The sequence below is a fragment of the Luteimonas deserti genome, assembly GCF_013425765.1.
In the GTDB taxonomy this organism is placed as follows: domain Bacteria; phylum Pseudomonadota; class Gammaproteobacteria; order Xanthomonadales; family Xanthomonadaceae; genus Luteimonas; species Luteimonas deserti.
Genome location: NZ_JACCJZ010000013.1, coordinates 406535 through 423555, shown reverse-complemented (window position 1 = coordinate 423555; position 17021 = coordinate 406535). Strand labels below are relative to the sequence as shown.

General features: G+C 69.5%; 13 protein-coding genes. 5 read left to right on the top strand and 8 right to left on the bottom strand.

Features of this window, described 5'->3' with window-relative positions; all coding sequences use genetic code 11:
- Nucleotides 1-18: 18 nt before the first annotated feature.
- Nucleotides 19-627, bottom strand: coding sequence for a pyridoxamine 5'-phosphate oxidase (pdxH, locus tag H0E82_RS07110; protein WP_180544743.1), 609 nt, complete (start codon nucleotides 625-627; stop codon nucleotides 19-21).
- Between the two features lie 77 nt (nucleotides 628-704).
- Here pdxH and H0E82_RS07105 point away from each other — a divergent pair, with 77 nt between their 5' ends.
- The 3 genes from H0E82_RS07105 to aroB all read left to right on the top strand — a co-directional run bounded on the left by H0E82_RS07105 (nucleotide 705) and on the right by aroB (nucleotide 3455).
- Nucleotides 705-1514, top strand: a complete 810-nt coding sequence (locus H0E82_RS07105; protein ID WP_180544742.1) for a kinase — start codon at nucleotides 705-707, stop codon at nucleotides 1512-1514.
- A 209-nt stretch (nucleotides 1515-1723) separates the two neighbouring features.
- Nucleotides 1724-2284: a shikimate kinase gene (locus tag H0E82_RS07100; protein WP_180544741.1), complete on the top strand. Its 561-nt coding sequence runs from the start codon at nucleotides 1724-1726 to the stop codon at nucleotides 2282-2284.
- Nucleotides 2285-2363: 79 nt separating this feature from the next.
- Entirely contained in the window at nucleotides 2364-3455 is a 1092-nt protein-coding gene (gene aroB / locus H0E82_RS07095; protein WP_180544740.1) for a 3-dehydroquinate synthase, read from the top strand.
- 3 nt (nucleotides 3456-3458) lie between these two features.
- Here aroB and H0E82_RS07090 read toward each other — a convergent pair whose 3' ends face one another.
- Nucleotides 3459-4148: a hypothetical protein gene (locus tag H0E82_RS07090; RefSeq protein ID WP_180544739.1), complete on the bottom strand. Its 690-nt coding sequence runs from the start codon at nucleotides 4146-4148 to the stop codon at nucleotides 3459-3461.
- Between the two features lie 78 nt (nucleotides 4149-4226).
- Here H0E82_RS07090 and H0E82_RS07085 point away from each other — a divergent pair, with 78 nt between their 5' ends.
- Together H0E82_RS07085 and hemE are read left to right on the top strand one after the other, a co-directional pair.
- Nucleotides 4227-4481, top strand: coding sequence for a WGR domain-containing protein (locus H0E82_RS07085; RefSeq protein ID WP_180544738.1), 255 nt, complete (start codon nucleotides 4227-4229; stop codon nucleotides 4479-4481).
- A gap of 37 nt (nucleotides 4482-4518) precedes the next feature.
- Nucleotides 4519-5592 carry a uroporphyrinogen decarboxylase gene (gene hemE / locus H0E82_RS07080; RefSeq protein ID WP_180544737.1) on the top strand — a complete coding sequence of 358 codons (1074 nt, stop codon included), beginning with the start codon at nucleotides 4519-4521 and terminating at the stop codon, nucleotides 5590-5592.
- A 367-nt stretch (nucleotides 5593-5959) separates the two neighbouring features.
- On the opposite strand, the gene H0E82_RS07075 is transcribed toward hemE, so the two are convergent.
- From H0E82_RS07075 to H0E82_RS07050, 6 genes are all read right to left on the bottom strand, one after another.
- Nucleotides 5960-7063, bottom strand: coding sequence for a toxic anion resistance protein (locus H0E82_RS07075; protein WP_180544736.1), 1104 nt, complete (start codon nucleotides 7061-7063; stop codon nucleotides 5960-5962).
- Nucleotides 7060-7794, bottom strand: a complete 735-nt coding sequence (locus H0E82_RS07070) for a hypothetical protein (RefSeq protein WP_180544735.1) — start codon at nucleotides 7792-7794, stop codon at nucleotides 7060-7062. Before H0E82_RS07070 ends, H0E82_RS07075 begins: the two co-directional genes overlap by 4 nt.
- On the bottom strand, nucleotides 7794-13118 hold the full coding sequence (locus H0E82_RS07065; protein ID WP_180544734.1) for a DNA repair ATPase: 5325 nt from the start codon (nucleotides 13116-13118) through the stop codon (nucleotides 7794-7796). The genes H0E82_RS07070 and H0E82_RS07065 overlap by 1 nt, the downstream gene beginning before the upstream one ends.
- 82 nt (nucleotides 13119-13200) lie before the next feature.
- Entirely contained in the window at nucleotides 13201-15234 is a 2034-nt protein-coding gene (locus H0E82_RS07060; RefSeq protein ID WP_180544733.1) for a flotillin family protein, read from the bottom strand.
- A gap of 43 nt (nucleotides 15235-15277) precedes the next feature.
- Complete coding sequence (locus H0E82_RS07055) at nucleotides 15278-15904, bottom strand: hypothetical protein (RefSeq protein ID WP_180544732.1); 627 nt, start codon at nucleotides 15902-15904, stop codon at nucleotides 15278-15280.
- A 96-nt stretch (nucleotides 15905-16000) separates the two neighbouring features.
- A complete protein-coding gene (locus tag H0E82_RS07050) occupies nucleotides 16001-16903 on the bottom strand; it encodes a hypothetical protein (protein ID WP_180544731.1) in 903 nt (300 codons plus the stop codon).
- Nucleotides 16904-17021 lie beyond the last annotated feature (118 nt).

Here is a 17021-nt window from a genome sequence, read left to right as displayed (position 1 = left end):
ATGACGACTCCCCGCCGTTCACGGATACAGCATCCGCTTCCTGCAATCCCCGGCGACATCGCACTCGTACACCCAGCGCTCGTGCAGACGGTAGTCGGCCCCGTACCAGAACTCGATCCTGTCGGCACGCACGCGCAGGCCCGACCAGCGCGGCGGCCGCGGCACGTCGCGCCCTTCGAACTCCGCTTCGACATCAGCCAGCCGCTGCTCGAACGTCGAGCGGCTCTCGAGCACCTCGCTCTGCTTCGAGGCCCAGGCGCCGAGCTGGCTGCCGCGCGGCCGCGAGGCGAAATAGGCGTCGGCCTCCTCGTCCGCCACGATCACGACCGGCCCTTCGATGCGCACCTGGACTCCCCGACGCACGCGCGGCCAGTGGAAGAGCAGGGCCGCCTGGGGATTCGCCTGCAGCTCCCTGCCCTTGCGCCCGTCGAGGTGGGTGTAGAACACGAAGCCGCGTGCGTCCCAGGCCTTGAGCAGGACCGTCCGCGCCGATGGCCTGCCGTCCGGCGAGGCGGTGGCCACGGTCATCGCGGTGCGATCGGGCTCACCGGCCGCCTGCGCTTCCTCGAACAGCGCGGCGAAGGTGGACAGGGCTTCGTTCAACAGGACGGGGCTGGCTTCGGTCATGGCTCGAATGATCGCCCCGGCGCACGAGGATGTCGAACGGCCCTGCAATCCGCGCCGGCCGGCGCTAAGGTGCAGCGATGGCCCGAACGACGCCGACTGCCCGCTGGCCCGATGCCGTCGTCTCGCGCGTACTCGACGACACGCTGTCCCACGACGCCCGGGTGCTCGGCATCAGCGGCCTGCAGGGCACCGGCAAATCCACCCTCGCCGCCCAGTTGATCGACGCGGCAGCGGCGCGCGGTCTGCGCGGCGCGGCGCTCTCGCTGGACGATCTGTATCTGGACCGGGACGCCCGGCGCGCACTGGCCGCCCGCGTGCACCCCCTGCTCGCCACCCGCGGCCCGCCGGGCACGCACGAGGTGGCCCTGGGTCTGTCGGTGTTCGACGCGGTGCGCACCGGCACCCCGGTGCGGCTGCCGCGCTTCGACAAGCTCGAGGACCGCCGCCTGCCCGAAGCGGGCTGGCCTTGGGCGGAGCGGATCGACCTGCTGGTGTTCGAGGGCTGGTGCGTCGGCACGCCGCCGGAAGCACCACGCTGCCTGATCGAACCGGTGAACGCGCTGGAACGCGACGAGGACCCGTCCGGCACCTGGCGACGCTGGTGCAACGCCGCGCTTGGCCGCGATTATCCGGCGCTGTGGGCCTGCATCGACAGGCTGCTGTTTCTGCAGCCGCCAGGCTTCGAGGTGGTCTTCGACTGGCGTCTGCAGCAGGAACAGGCCCTGCATTCGGCCAGGCCGGGCGGCGGCGGCATGAACGCGGCGGGCATCGCGCGGTTCGTGCAGCACTTCGAGCGGGTCAGCCGCCAGGCGCTGCGCACGCTGCCGGACCACGCGGATCAAGTGGTGACGCTGGACGCCGGACGACGGATCCTGCGGGAGGCCTGATCGCGCCCGGCGGCCTGCGCGGTCGGCGCAAGCGACGACGTCGGCCATCGTCGGGGTCGCGCTCTGCCGGCGCAGTCCCGCGCGGCTCGACCGGATGCCGCGCGCGCGCCAAAAAAACAGTGTGCTCCGGTAGGCCAGCACCCCCGCCCCCGGTCCCCGACATGCCTGCCGCGAGGCGCGCCACGTTGCCCCGCTGCTAGCATGCGGCCATGCAGTCCGCCCCCAACCTCGTGCTCGTCGGTCCGATGGGCGCCGGCAAATCGTCGATCGGTCGCCGCCTCGCACGGCGCTGCGGTCTGGCGTTCGTGGACGTGGACCATGAAATCGAGGTCCGCACCGGCGCCACCATCCCGATGATCTTCGACTGCGAGGGCGAAGCCGGATTCCGCGCACGCGAGCGCAGCATCCTGGCCGACGTGCTGGAGGGCACCCGCCAGATCGTCGCCACCGGCGGGGGTGCGGTCCTCGATGCGGACAACCGCGCGCGGATGCGCGCCCGCGCGCTGGTGATCCATATGCATGCGGACGTGGACACCCAGCTGGCGCGACTGGCCCGCGACCGCACGCGGCCGCTGCTGGCCCACGGCGACCGGCGCACCGTGCTCGAACGGTTGGCGGCCGTGCGTGCCCCGCTTTACGCCGAGGCCGCGCACCTGCGATTCGATACCGGTCGGCACGCCTGCGCCGAAGCAGCAGCCCAGCTGGGCCGCCTGGTGCAGGCGCACTGGCAGCCGCCTGCCGCCGACACGCATCCCGCGCCCCACGCATGAGCGGGAGCGTCCTGCGTCCTCTTCCCATCTGCGACCGCGACGCACCCGTGTCGCCCTGCGCCCTTCTTGGATCCATTCGATGACGACGCCCCATCGCGAGGTCACCGTCGCCGGTGATCGTCCCTATCGCATCCGCATCGGCCCTGGTCTGCTCGACGACGGCGACACGCTCGCCGAGACCGTGCGCGGCGGCGAAGCGATGCTGGTCAGTGATCGCAACGTGGCGCCGCTGTATGCCGATCGCGTGGCCGACGCCCTGCGTGCGGCACGCCCGGGCCTGCGCCTGCACCGGCATGTCCTGCCCGCCGGCGAGGCTGCGAAGACGCTCGCCCATTTCGCCGACGTCACCCATGCGCTAGCCGAGGCCCGGCTGCGCCGTGACGCGTCGGTATTCGCACTCGGGGGTGGCGTGATCGGCGATCTGGCCGGCTTCGCCGCCGCCTGCTGGATGCGTGGCATCGACTGCGTGCAGCTGCCCACCACCCTGCTGGCGATGGTGGATTCCGCGGTGGGCGGCAAGACCGCCGTGGACCTGCCGCAGGGCAAGAACCTCGTCGGCGCCTTCCATCCACCGTGCGCGGTGATCGCCGATACCGCCGCGTTGCGCAGCTTGCCCGCACGCGAACTGCGCGCCGGCCTGGCCGAGGTGGTGAAGTACGGCGCGCTCGGCGATGCGGACTTCCTGGGCTGGCTCGATGACCACGCCGATGCGCTGCTGACGATGGACGATGCGGCGCTGGCCGACGCGATCGCCCGCAGCTGCGCGCACAAGGCGGCGATCGTCGCGCGCGACCCGTTCGAACACGGCGAGCGCGCATTGCTCAACTTCGGCCACACCTTCGGGCATGCGATCGAGACCGAACAGGGCTACGACGGCCTCAACCACGGCGAGGCGGTCGCGGTGGGCATGGTGCTGGCGGCGCGATTGTCGGAGGTGCTCGGGTTGGCGCCGGCGGCGGACACGGCGCGTCTGCAAGCGCTGCTGCAGCGCCTCGGGCTGCCGGTCGCGCTGCCATCGGGTCTCGACCCGGACCGCCTGCTCGCGCACATGCGTCTCGACAAGAAGGCCCAGGCCGACGGCCTGCGCTTCATCGTCTGGGACGGCGTCGGCCGCGCCCGCGTACTGGCCGGCGTGCCCGAGGCCGCCGTGCAGGACGTGCTGCGCGGCTGAGCCTCAGGGCGTCTCACTCGCGCCGCGGCCCGGCCCGCCCAGGCCCGGCCCTGTGCCGCCGATTCCGCCGCCCCCACCACCGCCCCCACCACCGCCACCGCGTCCGCCCTGCGCAGCGCCCTTCTTCGCGCCGCCGTCGCCGCGCACGGGTCCCTGGTCGGGGACGACCAGATCGGCGGGCACGGGGTCGAGGTCGAGCGCCTGACGGATGAAGGCGCGCAACGACACGACCAGCGCCGAGACCCGGACCGGCCGACGCGCGACCATGTCGCCGGCCGCCTGCGCCGCCAGCCGCACTTGGTCTTCGGTGCCGAGCAGGATCACGTCCGACAACGCGGCCTCGACCGCATCGCGGACCCGCCGCCGGCGCACCGCGGCATCCGAATCGAAGGCAGCCTCGGGCGTGGCGGTGCCCGGGTCTGCACCGGTGAGCGCCTCGCGTGCGCTCTGGCGCAGGTCGCGCAGATGCCGCGGATCGACGTCCAGCTCGCCGGTGAACGAGCCACCAAGCGTCTTGTAGGCGGCGATCAGGGTCTTGAGCCGCTCGTTGATCTGCCGGTTCTCGCGCTCGCGCCGACGCTGCATCCGCTGCATGAACGCCAGGCGGATGCCGACCGCGACCAGCGTGACGAGCACCAGCCCGAGCAGGGTCGAGGCGGTGGCGCCCAGGGAGCTGAAATCGAGCATGCGCATGGTCGAACCCGTCGTCGGCAGCGGGAGCGCCATGTTACGTGCGGCGTCGCGGCGGGGCCGGCCGTACAATCGACCGCAATGCGCCTGTTCCTGCAACAACGTCCCGACGGCCACGAATCCCCGCGCTTCGTGCAATTGACCCTGCAGCCCGATCTGCTGGGCGGCTGGACCCTGCTGCGCGAAACCGGCCAGGTCGGCGGCCGCAGCTCCCTGCGGCGCGACCAGTTCCTCGACCAGCCCAGCGCACTCAAGGCACTCGAAGCCGCACGCGACGCGCAGCTCAAGCGCGGCTTCCAGCTGATGTTCGCCCGCGGCAGCGACGCGCCGGCCTGAGCACGCCCTTTCGAATCCACCAGGAATTCCAGTCCCGATGTCCGCCGCCCTCAAGAACGACCGCTTTCTCCGCGCGCTCCGCCGCGAACCCGTCGACCGCACGCCGGTCTGGCTGATGCGCCAGGCCGGTCGTTACCTGCCGGAGTACCGCGCGACACGCAAGCAGGCGGGCAGTTTCCTGGCGATGGCGAAGAATCCCGATCTCGCCTGCGAGGTCACGCTGCAGCCGCTGGCGCGCTTCGACCTCGACGCGGCCATCCTGTTCTCCGACATCCTGACCATCCCCGACGCGATGGGCCTGGAGCTGTACTTCGTCGAGGGCGAAGGCCCGAAGTTCCGCCATCCGGTGCGTGATGCCGCGAGTATCGAGAAGCTCGGCGTGCCGGATATGGAGACGGAACTGCGTTACGTCATGGACGCGGTGCGGGTGATCCGCCGCGAGCTCGACGGCCGCGTCCCGCTGATCGGGTTTTCCGGCAGCCCGTGGACGCTGGCCTGCTACATGGTCGAAGGCGGCGGCAGCAAGGATTTCGCGCGCATCAAGGCGATGGCGCTCAATGATCCGAAGGCGCTGCACGCGCTGCTGTCGGTCAACACCGACGCAGTCATCGCCTACCTCGCCGCGCAGCGCGCGGCTGGCGCGCAGGCACTGCAGGTGTTCGATACCTGGGGCGGCGTGCTGAGCCCGGCGATGTACCGTGAATTCTCGCTGCCTTACCTGACCCGCATCGCCCGGGAACTGCAACGCGGCGACGGCGCCGAGCGCACCCCGCTGATCCTGTTCGGCAAGGGCAATGCCGCCTATCTCGACGACCTCTCGCGCTCCGGCGCGGAGGGTGTCGGCGTCGACTGGCTCATCGAACTCGGCGATGCCGCGCGTCGTACCGAGGGCCGCGTCGCGCTGCAGGGCAATCTCGAACCGACCACGCTCTACGGCGCACCCGATGCGATCCGCGCACAGGTGCGTCATGCCCTTGACAGCTACCGCGAAGGCAACGGCGGCTCGCGCGACGGCCATGTCTTCAACCTCGGCCACGGCATGTCGCCGGACATGAACCCCGATCACGTACGCGTGCTGGTCGACGAAGTGCACGCGTACAGCGCGCGCTGACCTGGAGCTCCCCGTAGGAGCGCGCTCGCGCGCGAACGCGCTCTACCGGGACTGCGCCTTCGCGCGCAAGCGCGCTTCTACACCGGATGTGGCGCGGACGGGCCGGGTCGGACCCACTCGTGGCGGCGTGCCGGTCATGAATCCGGAACACGTCGCCGGTTGTCGGGCGACCCACACGTCTGGAGCAAGCTGACCTGCCGCTCGTTCGTAGGGAGTTCGCTCTCGCGCGAACGAGCGTTACCGGGACAGCGTCCTCGCGCGCAAGCACGCTCCTACACAGGATGTGGCACGGACGCGGCGGGTCGGACGAGGTGGACGATTCCCGGCAGACATTCCGAATGCCCGCGTCGTCAGCCCGGTGACCGTTTCAGACGCCGTCCGTCGGCGCCGCCAACCGCTTCTGCACGTCGTCGCGCAGGCGCGCGAGTTCGCCTTCGGCTTCGCGGCGCTGCTGCATACCGTCGCGATGGATGCTGCGGACTTCCTCGACCGTCTGGATCAGCTGCTCGTGCACATGGCGCAGCGTGCCGATATCGATGACGGCGCGCTGGTTGGCCTTCGCGGTCTCGACCGAGGTCTGACGCAGCAGGTCGGCATTGCTGCGCATCAGTTCGTTGGTCGCGTCGTCGATGGCGTTCGACAGTTCCACCGCATTCTTCTGCTCGCCCAGCGACAGCTGGATCGCGAACTGCCGCTTCCACGAGGGAATCGTGATGTTGCGGACGGTGTTGAACTTCTCCACCAGCTGGATCGCATTGGCCTGGATCAGCCGGATCATTGGCAGCGACTGGTCGGCGGCGTGCTGCATCACCAGCAGATCGCCGACACGCTTGTCGAGCAGGCGGATGGCATTCTCGATTTCGGCGCGGCGCGTGCGCGATTGCGGGTCTTCCGCGCCGGCGAGCGTCGTCTGTTCGGCAGCGAGACGGGCCAGGCGTTCGCGCCCCGCGACCACGTGCACACCCAGCGCGCGCCGCTCCTCGAGCACCACGTCGTGCATGCGATCGAAGTCGGAGATGCGGCGCGTCAGCAGATCCTGCTGACGGCCGACGTCACCCATCAGCCGCTCGATCTGCTGGTTGGTGCTGCTGAAGGTCTGCACCAGTTCGTCGCGGCCGGCGCGCATCTTGTCGATCAGGCGTCCGAGCAGCGGCACCTTGGAGCGACCGGCGAAGCTGCCGAGATCGAGCGAACGCGCGATCCGCACGACTTCACCCAGCTTCTCGCCGGTCGCGTCGAGATCGCTGTTGCGCACCTGGTCGAGCAGCTGACTCGAGAACGCGGCGGTTTTGCTCGCCGCGTCACGGCCGAACACGTGCAGGTTGCCGGGCGTGATGTCCTCCAGACTGCGACCGACGACCTCGATATCGGCGCGATCGGCGGGCACCAGGCCCAGCGACTGGAGCGCGGCATCGTCGGTCACCGGCGTCGCCGACGGCACGTGCGTGGGATAAGCGGTGTCGTGGGTCATGCCTCGGTCTCCTTGGGGCCGGCGCGGTCGGGCGCGCGTGTGGCGAGTGTAGCGGTCATTGCATCGACTTCATGGGCGATGTCCGCCTCGATCTCGGCAGCGGTCACCGCGCGGGCGACGCCCCGCGCCGCCTGCGCGCCGTCGGCGCGCTGCCGCCACAGCGGCAGCAGGATGTCGCGGATGTTGCGGTAGCGCTCGAGCAGGGTCTCCTGCTGCGCGACCACCAGCTGCCGCTGGCGTGCGGACAAGGCGTGGGCGTGGCGCACGGTGTCGAGGTGCTGCGCGCGTCGCAGCCGAAGATCGCATGAGATACCGCCTTCCATCTGGGCGGCGCGCAGCGCGGCCGCAGCCTGTTCCAGTCGCGCGAGTGCGGGGCCGGCAGCGGCGGCACGCTCGCGCCAGGCCGCGGTCTCGGCGCGCAGTTCGGCGGCGGCGCGATCGACGTCGACCAACAGCACACCCATGCGTGCGCCGAGTGCGTCGGCGTCGTGCTGGTCGACCACGTCGCGCCCGAGCAGGCGGTCGAACAGACCGGGGCGCGCCCGTTGTCGGCCGGGCAGCACCGCACGCATCGCCGTGTGCAAAGCAGCCAACGCGGCAACGAGCGTCGCGGCCGGCGCGGCATCCGGCGCAGGCGCGGCGTCGAGCGCGGCCAGCTCGGTGACGATGGCTTCGGCGTAGGCGGTGATGCCGGCTGCATCCTCCGGCACGTCGTCGGCACCGGTCGCCATCAATCCCGCGGACCTCGCTGGGGCTCGGCCGCGCCCAGGCGCTGGAGCGCGGCATCCAGTCGGCGCTCGGCAGGCGTGCGCTCGCGTCGACGTGCGGGCGTCGCATCGTCGAGCGTCGCATCCCGGGTTCGCAGCCACTGCGCGAGTTCTGCGAGCGCGGCGTTGAGCGCAGCCTGCCCCGCCACCGATTCTCCGAGCTGCACGAGCAGCGGCGCCGCGGCCTCGTCCAGCGCGGATCGCAAGCCGCGCGCGAGCATGTCTGCAGCATCTGCCGCATTCGGTGCGGCGGGCATACCGGCGGTGGGTGGCGAGGCAACGGCCCGCAGGTCGCGCAGGGCGGCCAGCAGCTCATCCCAGGGCGCAGCTGCAGACGGCGGATCGCCGGTGCGCCCCATCGATTGCAGGCCCGCGGCGATGTCGGCCAGCTGCGCGACCACGCGGGCGCCGGTGTCGGCATCCTCGCCACCCATCGCCTTGTCGCGCATGAAGTCGCGCTTGATCTGCGCCCAGCGCGCAGCCCCGGCACCGTCGAGCGTCCCGCGCAGCTCGGCCAGCTTGAGCAGATTCTCTTCGGCGCCTGTCGTCAGCAGTTGCGACTCGCCCATGTAGTGGTCGTCGAGCAGCTGTTGGAGCTCCGCGGCATTCATCACCGGCGAGATCTTTTCGGCCAGCTTGTTCATGTTTCGGTAGCTGCCCTGCAGGCGGAACGCCGGCTCCGTGCGGTATCGGTCCGCCTGGGCGGCGCTGGCGATGTACTGCTGGTTGACGCGGTAGACGATCTCGCTGACCTGCAACAGGCGCTGCAGTGTCGCGGTGAGTTCGTTGACTTCGGCGCCGCTGTAGGTGTGCGAGAGGTCGTTGGTCGAGACCTCCTTGCCGGCCGCACGTTCGGCGAGCAGATAGAGGTCCTTCATGTCGCGCGTCGCCAGCGGTGCGAGCACCGGATTGGAAGTCAGGCTGTTCTCGATATAGCTGAGCTTGAACGACGCCTCCATGCCGCCGAGCACGTCGCCGAGGTTGTAGATGTCGGCGCGGTTGGCGAGCATGTCCGGAATCTTGAACACCTCCCCGGTCTCGGTGTACGGGTTGCCGGCCATGACCACGCAGAACTTCCTCCCGCGCATGTCGTAGGTCTTGGTGCGCCCCTGCCACACGCCCTCGATACGACGCGTGCCGTCGCACAGCGAGATGAACTTCTGCAGGAACTCGGGGTGCGTGTGCTGGATGTCGTCGACGTACAGCATCGTGTTGCTGCCCATCTCCAGCGCGAGGTTGAGCTTCTCCAGTTCCTGGCGAGAGGTCGCATCCGGTGCCTGCGCCGGATCGATCGAGCGCACCTCGTGGCCGAGCGCCGGGCCGTTGATCTTCATGAAGACCAGACCCAGCCGGCTGGCGACGTACTCCATGAGCGTCGTCTTGCCGTAGCCGGGCGGGCTGATCAGCATCAGCAGGCCCATCAGGTCGCTGCGCTTGTCCTCACCGACCGTGCCCATCTGCTTGGCGAGGTTGTCGCCGATCAGCGGCAGGTAGACCTCGTCGATCAGTTTGTTGCGCACGAACGACGTCAGCGGCTGCGCCTTGAACTCCGACAGGCGCAAGCTGTCGCGCTCCCTCGCGGCGATGCGCTGGCGTACCGCCTGGTAGCGATGGAATGCCGGGACGAACTGCAGGCGGTGTTCGTCGAAGCGTTGCAGGAAGCCGTCGAGTGAGAGCTGCAGGCGTCCCTCGTGCACTCTCGGATGTTCCCCGAGGAGGCCGTCGACGGTGGTGATCAGAGCGACCTCGCGCACCGCATGCGGCAGTGAATCGGCCGCGAGCAGCAGCACGATGGCTTCGGGCACGTAGCCGGCCAGGGCCGCGTGGGTTTCGCTCTCGCCCAGAGCGCCGAGCCATTGCGCAGCGAGCGACCAGCGCTGAGCCAGCGAGCTCGTCCCATCGGCCAGCGCACGCTCCACGTCGGCGCGCAGGCCGGCGCTGTCCAGTGCCTGGTCCAGCGCCGCGCGCAGGTCGCGCGCGTAATGGCTGATGCCGAATGTGGGTGCGCCCTCGCGCAGCTCGTCGAGCAGATAGTCGGCCGCGACCGGCGCGAGCGCATCGTCCACCGGCAGATCCGCGGCAGCGACGAACCCCTTCAGCGTGGCGGACATCTCGGCGCGCAGTGCGTCGAGGCCAGCATCGGACGCGAACAGCTGCCGGATCGCACGCGCCCCGGCGGTGCGTTCGGGCCAACGGTCGGCGGCGGTGCCGGCGCGGCCGAAGGCCCAGAACGCAAGCGCCAGCGCGCGCGCGGCCGGTGGTCTCGCCAGCGGGCCGGCCTTGGCGTGCAGGGGCAGAAGTTCGCGCAGGATCAACGCGGCATCGTGGTCGTGGATGCCCTTTTCGTAGCCCTCGCGGTAGCGCGGCGCGGCGAACGCGCGCACGCTGCGCTCCAGCGCGTCGGGCTCGGACAGCTCGCGGCGCAGCCGGTCGAGATCGAGCCCCTCGCAGCCGTCCACCGCGGCCCGCAGCACGAGCCCCGCGAGATATTCGGCGCGGGTGATGTCCAGTGATTCCGAATCCAGGGTCACCTGCCAGAAGGCGCGCAGCGAGTCCAGTTCGGGATCGTCGATCGGCGCGTAGAAATCGGTGCCGGTGAGATGGATCGACAGCCCGTCGCCGCGCGGCAGGATCGTCAGGTCCAGCGGCTGGGTGTTGACGCTGAAGCGGTGCCGAGGCCCCAGCCGGATCACCTGACCGCCGCCTTCGAACAGGTCGCTGCGATCGCGCAGGCTGCGTACCGCCTGGTCGCGCACGGCCTTCAGGCGCGCCTCGACGTCGTCGGCCTTGACCGTGTCGCGGTGGTCGCGCAGCCGCGTGGCGAGCTCGCGCAGCTTGAGGATCAGCGCATCGCCGGCGAAGAAGGCGTTGAGTTCGTCGGCGGTCTCGAAGCGCTCGGTGCGCCGCGGCAGGCCTTCGAGAATCCGCGCGGCGGCGTCGAACACCGACTGCGCCTTGCGCTGGCGCGCATCGAGCAGCGACTGCTTGTGCGCCTCGAACGTTTCGAGCAGCTCTTCCCGCTTCGCGAGGATGTCGACCAGGAACTGCCCGTGCTCGCCGAACTGTCCCTCGAGTTCCTCCAGCTGCACCATCAGCCGGGACAATTGCTCGTCCGAACGTTCGGGGTCGGTCGCGAGCGCCAACGCGCCGGCGATCGCCTGGCCGAAGAGCGCGAACTGGGCCCCGAACTGTGCGACGGCTTCGACCGAACCCAGCGTGCGTCGGCGCTGGTCGGCGCGTGCGCGGATCTGGTTGAGCCGTGCATACAGGCCGGACAGCGCGTCGACGACGCGCGTGCGCTCGGTGGCATCGTCGACCTTCAAGGTCGCCATCAACTCCGACAGCATGTCCAGATCGGCCGACAGCACCTGCAACTGCGCGATCGAGCCGGCGAGCGCCTTTGCGGTCGTCGCCGCCTGCGCCTCGGCATCGAGCGTCTGCAGGCGTTCGGAGAAGGGCTGCAGGGCACGCTCACCCGCGAGGAAGGCGCCGGTGGCGGCGCCCACGCGTTCCTGCGCAGCCTGCAGTGCCTCGCCCATCGCATCGATGGACACCGTGTCGACGTAGCGCAGGTCCCGGATGGTCAGCAGATGGCCCCGTTGCCGCGCGATCTCGCCCAGTGCCTCGACGAACTCCTCGATCCGGTTCCAGGCCTCCGGCTGCAGGCGCCCGAGCAGGATCCTGTGCGCGGCCTCCGCCTCGCGCATGGCCGTCTCCGACTGGCGCCGGATCCCCTCCACCTTCTCGTACTCGTCGAGGACCGATTCGCCGGTCGCGGCGATCTCGTGCAGCAGCCCGCCTGCCCCGTCGCTGCCCGGGTCGTCGAGCCAGTGGTGCGCGTCGAACATGCGACGGCTGTCGTGGACCAGCAGCTGGTAACGCTGCAGCGACACCTCGCGGCCGTCGATCGTACGCGCGAGGTCCATCAGGTTGGAGATGCCACGCACCAGCTCGGGGTTGCCGATGCGGCCCATGAAGCTGCTGCCGGCCGGTGCACGGGCGGCGAATTCGTCGCTGGTGAACGGCGTCTGCCAGACCTGCATCGGGTGCACGCGTGTCGGCGCGTCGCCCTCGGCATGGAACAGCACCATGCGGCCGTCGTGCAGCAGAGCGTAGCCGTGGCCGAAAACCGGGTTCTGCAGCGCCCGCTGGATCATGTTGTAGACGAACAGCGCCGACCGCCCGCCGGCGCGGTCGTAGAAGATGTACATCACGTCCTCGCCGTTGGGCGAGCGGATCGAACGCTTGAACTGCATGCCGTCCATCTGCGCGTCGAACGCGCGATGGTCCCCGTTCTGCAGGTAGTAGCCGCCGGGGAAGATGATGCCGTGGTCCTCGGGCAGCTGGACACAGGCCTGCACGATGGCGTCGTTGCGGACGATCCTGCCGGTGATCGTGTTGTAGATCAGCCCGCGCCATTGCTGTTCGCGATAGGGCAGCACCTTGAGCAGGATCAGCGAGCCGACGCGCGCGAAATCGAACGTCGCATCGTCGATCGACTGGGTCCGGTCCTCCACCGCCTCGTCGAAGATGCCGGCTCCGGTCTCGGTGTTGTTCTCGACCTTCACGGTGAGATCGCCGCCGGTGGTGTCGACGAACAGCGTGTCCAGGATGTTGAGATGCGGATGGCGGCCATCGACCGCGAGTTCGCGGGTGGCGCGCGTCCACTCGAAATCGAATGGGGGCGGCAGTGCGATATCGCGCTCGCCGCGCGAATCGAGATAGGTCAGTTCTCCGCTGTTGCTGATCGACCAGCGGAACACGCGCACATCGGTGCTGCGCTCACCGATCTGGAATGCCGCCAGGAGATGGTCATCCCGGACGATCAGCTGCAGCAGGCGGGCGTGCTTGTAGTACGCGTAGAGCTCGGTGAAGTCGCGTACGAACCCGGGCTGGTCGAGGAACGTGCCCACGGGAGCGACCGGCACCACGTCGTAGCCGCCCTCGGCCTCGACCAGACGGTAGAGGCCGAACACGTCCTCGATCCGGGTCTGGCTCTTGAGCCCGATGAAGACGTTGTAGCCGAACAACACATGGTCGCCGGGAATCTGGACGACATCGCGCCCGACACAGTTGTTCTCGGTGCGGACGCGGAAGCGCCCGATCACCTCGAGACGGCTGTCGCCGAACTCGGCCAGCCGCCGTGCGTTGAGGCCTTCGGCGAGCGCACGCAGCCGCGCGCCCTGTTCCAGCAGCCGGCGGCGCAACACCTCGTAGGCGCCGCCGCGCGCCACGGCGAGATCGAGCTGGTCGGCGCCGGTCGACGCGTCCTGGGTCTGTTCGGTCATTGGGTCACGATCCGGATACACGCGGGCATCCCTTCATGGGATGCCCACGTTCACGATGGCGGCCAGGGCCGCAAACGACACCTCAGGCAGGGTCGCCCTCGACGATGCGGCGCTGCGCGAGGGGCGTCGCGCCGACGCTGTCCGCCGGCACCACGGTGACCGGCGGCGTCCCGGCGGCTCCCTCGCCGACGCCGAGATACCGCTGCAGCAGGCCTTGCAGGATCGGGCTCTTCTCGGTCATGCCCTCGATGGACCGGCCCAGCGAGACCGCCTTGACCACATTCTCGAACATGCCGCCGTCGCCGCCGATCAGATCGATGTCGGCATTGCGCAGCGCGGTGGCGATGACCTCGGCGTTCTCCTTCGACACTTCCTTGCCGGCCTCGAACGCCGCCAGCGCCTGCTTGAGGCTGGTGTCGAGGGTCATGCGGAACTCCTCGTGGCCGCGCGCGGTGTCGCTGAGCGCGTCGATCGCACCGAACTTCTTCGTCAGGCCCTCCGCCTCGGCGAACAGCTTCTTCTCGATCACGCTGGCCTCGGCCAGGCCCAGCGATTCGGTCGCGGCCGCCTTGGCGCGGCCCATCTGCTCCTCGCCCTGCGCGCGCGCGGCCAGCTGCTCGGCCAGCACCTTGGCTTCGGCCGAACCCTGCTTGAGGTTGGCGTCGGCCATCGCATCGACGACGCGGGCCTCGGCGATGCCGACCTTCTCGATCGCCGATGCACCGGCTTCCTTGACCTGTGCCTCGGCGAGGCCCGGCGCGGCGCGCTCGGCGCGCACGCCCTCGGCCAGCAGCTTCTTGGCCTCGGCCTGCTTGCCGGACGCATCGAACTCGGCCTGGGCCAGCGTGGTGATCTCGACCGCACGGTGACGGGCAGCCGTCTCGCGGGCCTCGGCTTCCTTGATCTGGCGCACCATCGATTCCTGGGCCTTGGCCTCGGCATCGAGGATGGTGATCTGCTTCAGGCGATCCGCCTCGGAAACCTCGCGAAGCTCCTTGATGCGCTCTTCCTCGGCCGCGACGGTACGGTCGATGGAAATGCGCTCGCGGGTGATGTTGGCGACGTCCATGCGGCCCTGCTCGACCACCTTGTCGCGCTCCACGCCCTGCAGCTGCACTTCGCGATCCGTCGTGACCTGCTCGAGCTTGCGCGCGCGCTCCACGCGCTCGGCTTCGATGGCCACGGCGCGCTGGCGGTTCTGCGCCGCCACCTCGACCTCGCGCAGGCGGTTCTCCTCGCGGATGTCGATCAGCTGCTGCGCCTCGATGCGCGCGTTCTCCGACATCTGGCGCTGCTGTTCCTGGACCTTCTGGGTTTCCGCGGTCTCGCGCGCCTGGATGGTCTCGATCTCGCGCTTCTGCCGCGCCTCGGCCTCGGCCTGCTGGCGCTCGAGCGCGAGCGTCGCCTCGCGGGTCTCGACGTTCTTCTTGGTGATCGCCAGCCGCTCGTTCTGCTCGAGCTCGTTGGTGACCACATTCTGGGTCGCGGTGAGCTCGGTGATCTTGCGGATGCCCTCGGCGTCGAGGATGTTGTGCGGATCGAGCACGTGCTTGGGGGTCTGCTCGAGATAGTCGATCGCGACGTCCTCGAGCACGTAGCCGTTGAGGTCGTTGCCGATGACGGCGATGATCTCCTCGCGGAATTCCTGGCGCTTCTCGAACAGGTCGGTGAACTCGAACTTCTTGCCGACCGTCTTCAGCGCTTCGGAGAACTTGGCGTTGAACAGTTCGTCGACGGCATGCTTGTCGGACGCGCGATCGGCACCGAGCGACTTCGCGACCCGCAGCACGTCGGCCTGGGTTTCGTTGACGCGCAGGTAGAAGGCCACCGCGATGTCGGCGCGCATGTTGTCGCGGCAGATCAGGCCTTCCTTGCCGCGCCGGTCGATCTGCAGCGTGATCAGGCTGATCTTCATCAGTTCGGCGCGGTAGAGCACCGGAATGATCAGCGCACCTGTGAAATGCACCTTCGGCTGCGCGCTCATGTCGTTGACGATCAGCGCGGTGCCCTGGTCGACTTTCTTGTAGAAGGCCTTGAACAGGCCCGCGATGCCCAGCAGGGCGACCAGCAGCACACCCAGGCCGATCAGGAAGGGGGCGATCGTGGCGACGCTCATTGCAGCTCCTTGCACATGAGACCCGCAGCCGCGGGCCGTGGAATCAGAGGGTTCGATACTGGGTTTCGGGGAGCACGCGCCAGGCGTGTGCGGCCGCATCGAATGCGACCAGCACGACGCGGTCACCGCGTTGCAGGGCCACGCCGCCATCGGCGCGAACCTGGAGGATCAGTCCGGCACCACCGTCGTCGACGTCGGCCAGCCCGGCACGGTCGGATACCGACGCAGTACGGACCACGCCGACGCGGCCGAGCAGTGACTGCTGCGCCGGCGTGCGGCGCAGCAGCAGCCAGCGACGCACCGGTCGCAGGAGCGCCGATGCGATGAAGACGGCGGCAACGAACGCTGCCAGTGCGACCCCGGTGCCGATCAGCCAGCGCAGCCAGCCCGCAGCCTGGACGAGCAGGAACAGGTGGACGAAATAGGTCAGAAACCAGCCGATGAAGGCAACGAGGGTGACGACCAGCATCAGCGGCAGACGGTCGAGCCCGATACGCGCGAGCATGCCGCTCAGTCCCGAAGCATGGTCGAGCTCGCCGACATCGAGGCCTTCGAGATCCAGATCCACGAGGCCGGTGGCCGCAAGCAGCCAGTAGATCGTGCAGAAGGCCAGCACGATGCTGTAGACGAGCGTGGGATAGCCCAACGCCGTGCCGGTGAATTCCGTCATCCCCGAACCCGCTCCCTGTTGCGGCCGCGTCGGCGTCCGCGCCCCATCCATGATCCCTATCATGCCAGCGCGACGGGGCGCGGCGCCATCGCGGCCTCAGTGGCCGGCGGACGCCGCGCGCCGTGCCGCGGGCATGCGGTACTCGATGCGGATTTCACGATGGCCGTCGGGCACCTGCGGCTCCACCGGGGTCTCGCCCGCACAGCCCGGATAGCGCGTCTGGCGCAGCGCCCGGCCGGTCGTGTCCAGCAACAGCACCGCAGGATCGCCCGCATCGCGCGTCACGACCCTGAAGTCCGGCGTCAGCACGGCCCGCATCTGCTCGTCGCGCGTGACGTCGGCCAGGCGGACATCCGGAAACGCCTCGTCCACGCCGATGACGACGCGTGAGAGCGGCGCGCCGCACGCCCCGGTGCTGGTGATGTCGACCCGCTCGATCAACTGGCCGAGCAGCCTGGCGGCATCCGTGCGCACCGACTCCGGCGAGGCCGTGGTTTCGGGCACGGTGTAGCGCACCTTGATGAAGTAGTACTGGCGCAGCGCGATCGCCAGCGCCGAGTGATAGGCCGCCTCGCCCGCGCGCATGGACCCCGCTGCCGAGCGCAATTCGCCATCCGCGCTCGCGTCGTCCACGGCGTCCAGCACGACGCGGTCGGAGCTGATCGCGCCGAACCGCAGCGTCCGCCCGTGAACTGCACCATCCGCCCCGTGCAGATTGTCGATGGTCTGCGCCATGTGCGCATCCAGAAACGCCGCACCGACCTCGCCGGCAGGATAGAAGTAGACATCCAGCCAAGCCCCCTCGCGTGAGTCGGCGGCGTAACGCACCGAGACGCCCATCTCCGGCGGCTCGTAGCGCTTTTCATCCTGCGCGCGCCAGCCGTCCCCGATCACCAGCGGATAAACGATGCGGGTCTCGCGCAGATACCCGCCCAGCAACGGCGGCGCGGGGGTGACGGTGCTCGCGTCCAGCGGGAGCGGCGACGCACATGCGACCATCAATCCGAGCCACGCGCAGCAGTTCACACACGCGCCTGTCCATCCGTATCCAGCTGCCATGCCGAGCTCCCGTGTCCAAGGCCGATGCTAACCGCAATGGCCGGCTGCGGCGGAGCGG

Bases quoted from the DNA above. Each gene is read 5' to 3' on its own strand.
- pdxH (WP_180544743.1), bottom strand. From the start codon at position 627: ATGACCGAAGCCAGCCCCGTCCTGTTGAACGAAGCCCTGTCCACCTTC.
- H0E82_RS07105 (WP_180544742.1), top strand. From the start codon at position 705: ATGGCCCGAACGACGCCGACTGCCCGCTGGCCCGATGCCGTCGTCTCG.
- H0E82_RS07100 (WP_180544741.1), top strand. From the start codon at position 1,724: ATGCAGTCCGCCCCCAACCTCGTGCTCGTCGGTCCGATGGGCGCCGGC.
- aroB (WP_180544740.1), top strand. From the start codon at position 2,364: ATGACGACGCCCCATCGCGAGGTCACCGTCGCCGGTGATCGTCCCTAT.
- H0E82_RS07090 (WP_180544739.1), bottom strand. From the start codon at position 4,148: ATGCGCATGCTCGATTTCAGCTCCCTGGGCGCCACCGCCTCGACCCTG.
- H0E82_RS07085 (WP_180544738.1), top strand. From the start codon at position 4,227: ATGCGCCTGTTCCTGCAACAACGTCCCGACGGCCACGAATCCCCGCGC.
- hemE (WP_180544737.1), top strand. From the start codon at position 4,519: ATGTCCGCCGCCCTCAAGAACGACCGCTTTCTCCGCGCGCTCCGCCGC.
- H0E82_RS07075 (WP_180544736.1), bottom strand. From the start codon at position 7,063: ATGACCCACGACACCGCTTATCCCACGCACGTGCCGTCGGCGACGCCG.
- H0E82_RS07070 (WP_180544735.1), bottom strand. From the start codon at position 7,794: ATGGCGACCGGTGCCGACGACGTGCCGGAGGATGCAGCCGGCATCACC.
- H0E82_RS07065 (WP_180544734.1), bottom strand. From the start codon at position 13,118: ATGACCGAACAGACCCAGGACGCGTCGACCGGCGCCGACCAGCTCGAT.
- H0E82_RS07060 (WP_180544733.1), bottom strand. From the start codon at position 15,234: ATGAGCGTCGCCACGATCGCCCCCTTCCTGATCGGCCTGGGTGTGCTG.
- H0E82_RS07055 (WP_180544732.1), bottom strand. From the start codon at position 15,904: ATGACGGAATTCACCGGCACGGCGTTGGGCTATCCCACGCTCGTCTAC.
- H0E82_RS07050 (WP_180544731.1), bottom strand. From the start codon at position 16,903: ATGGTCGCATGTGCGTCGCCGCTCCCGCTGGACGCGAGCACCGTCACC.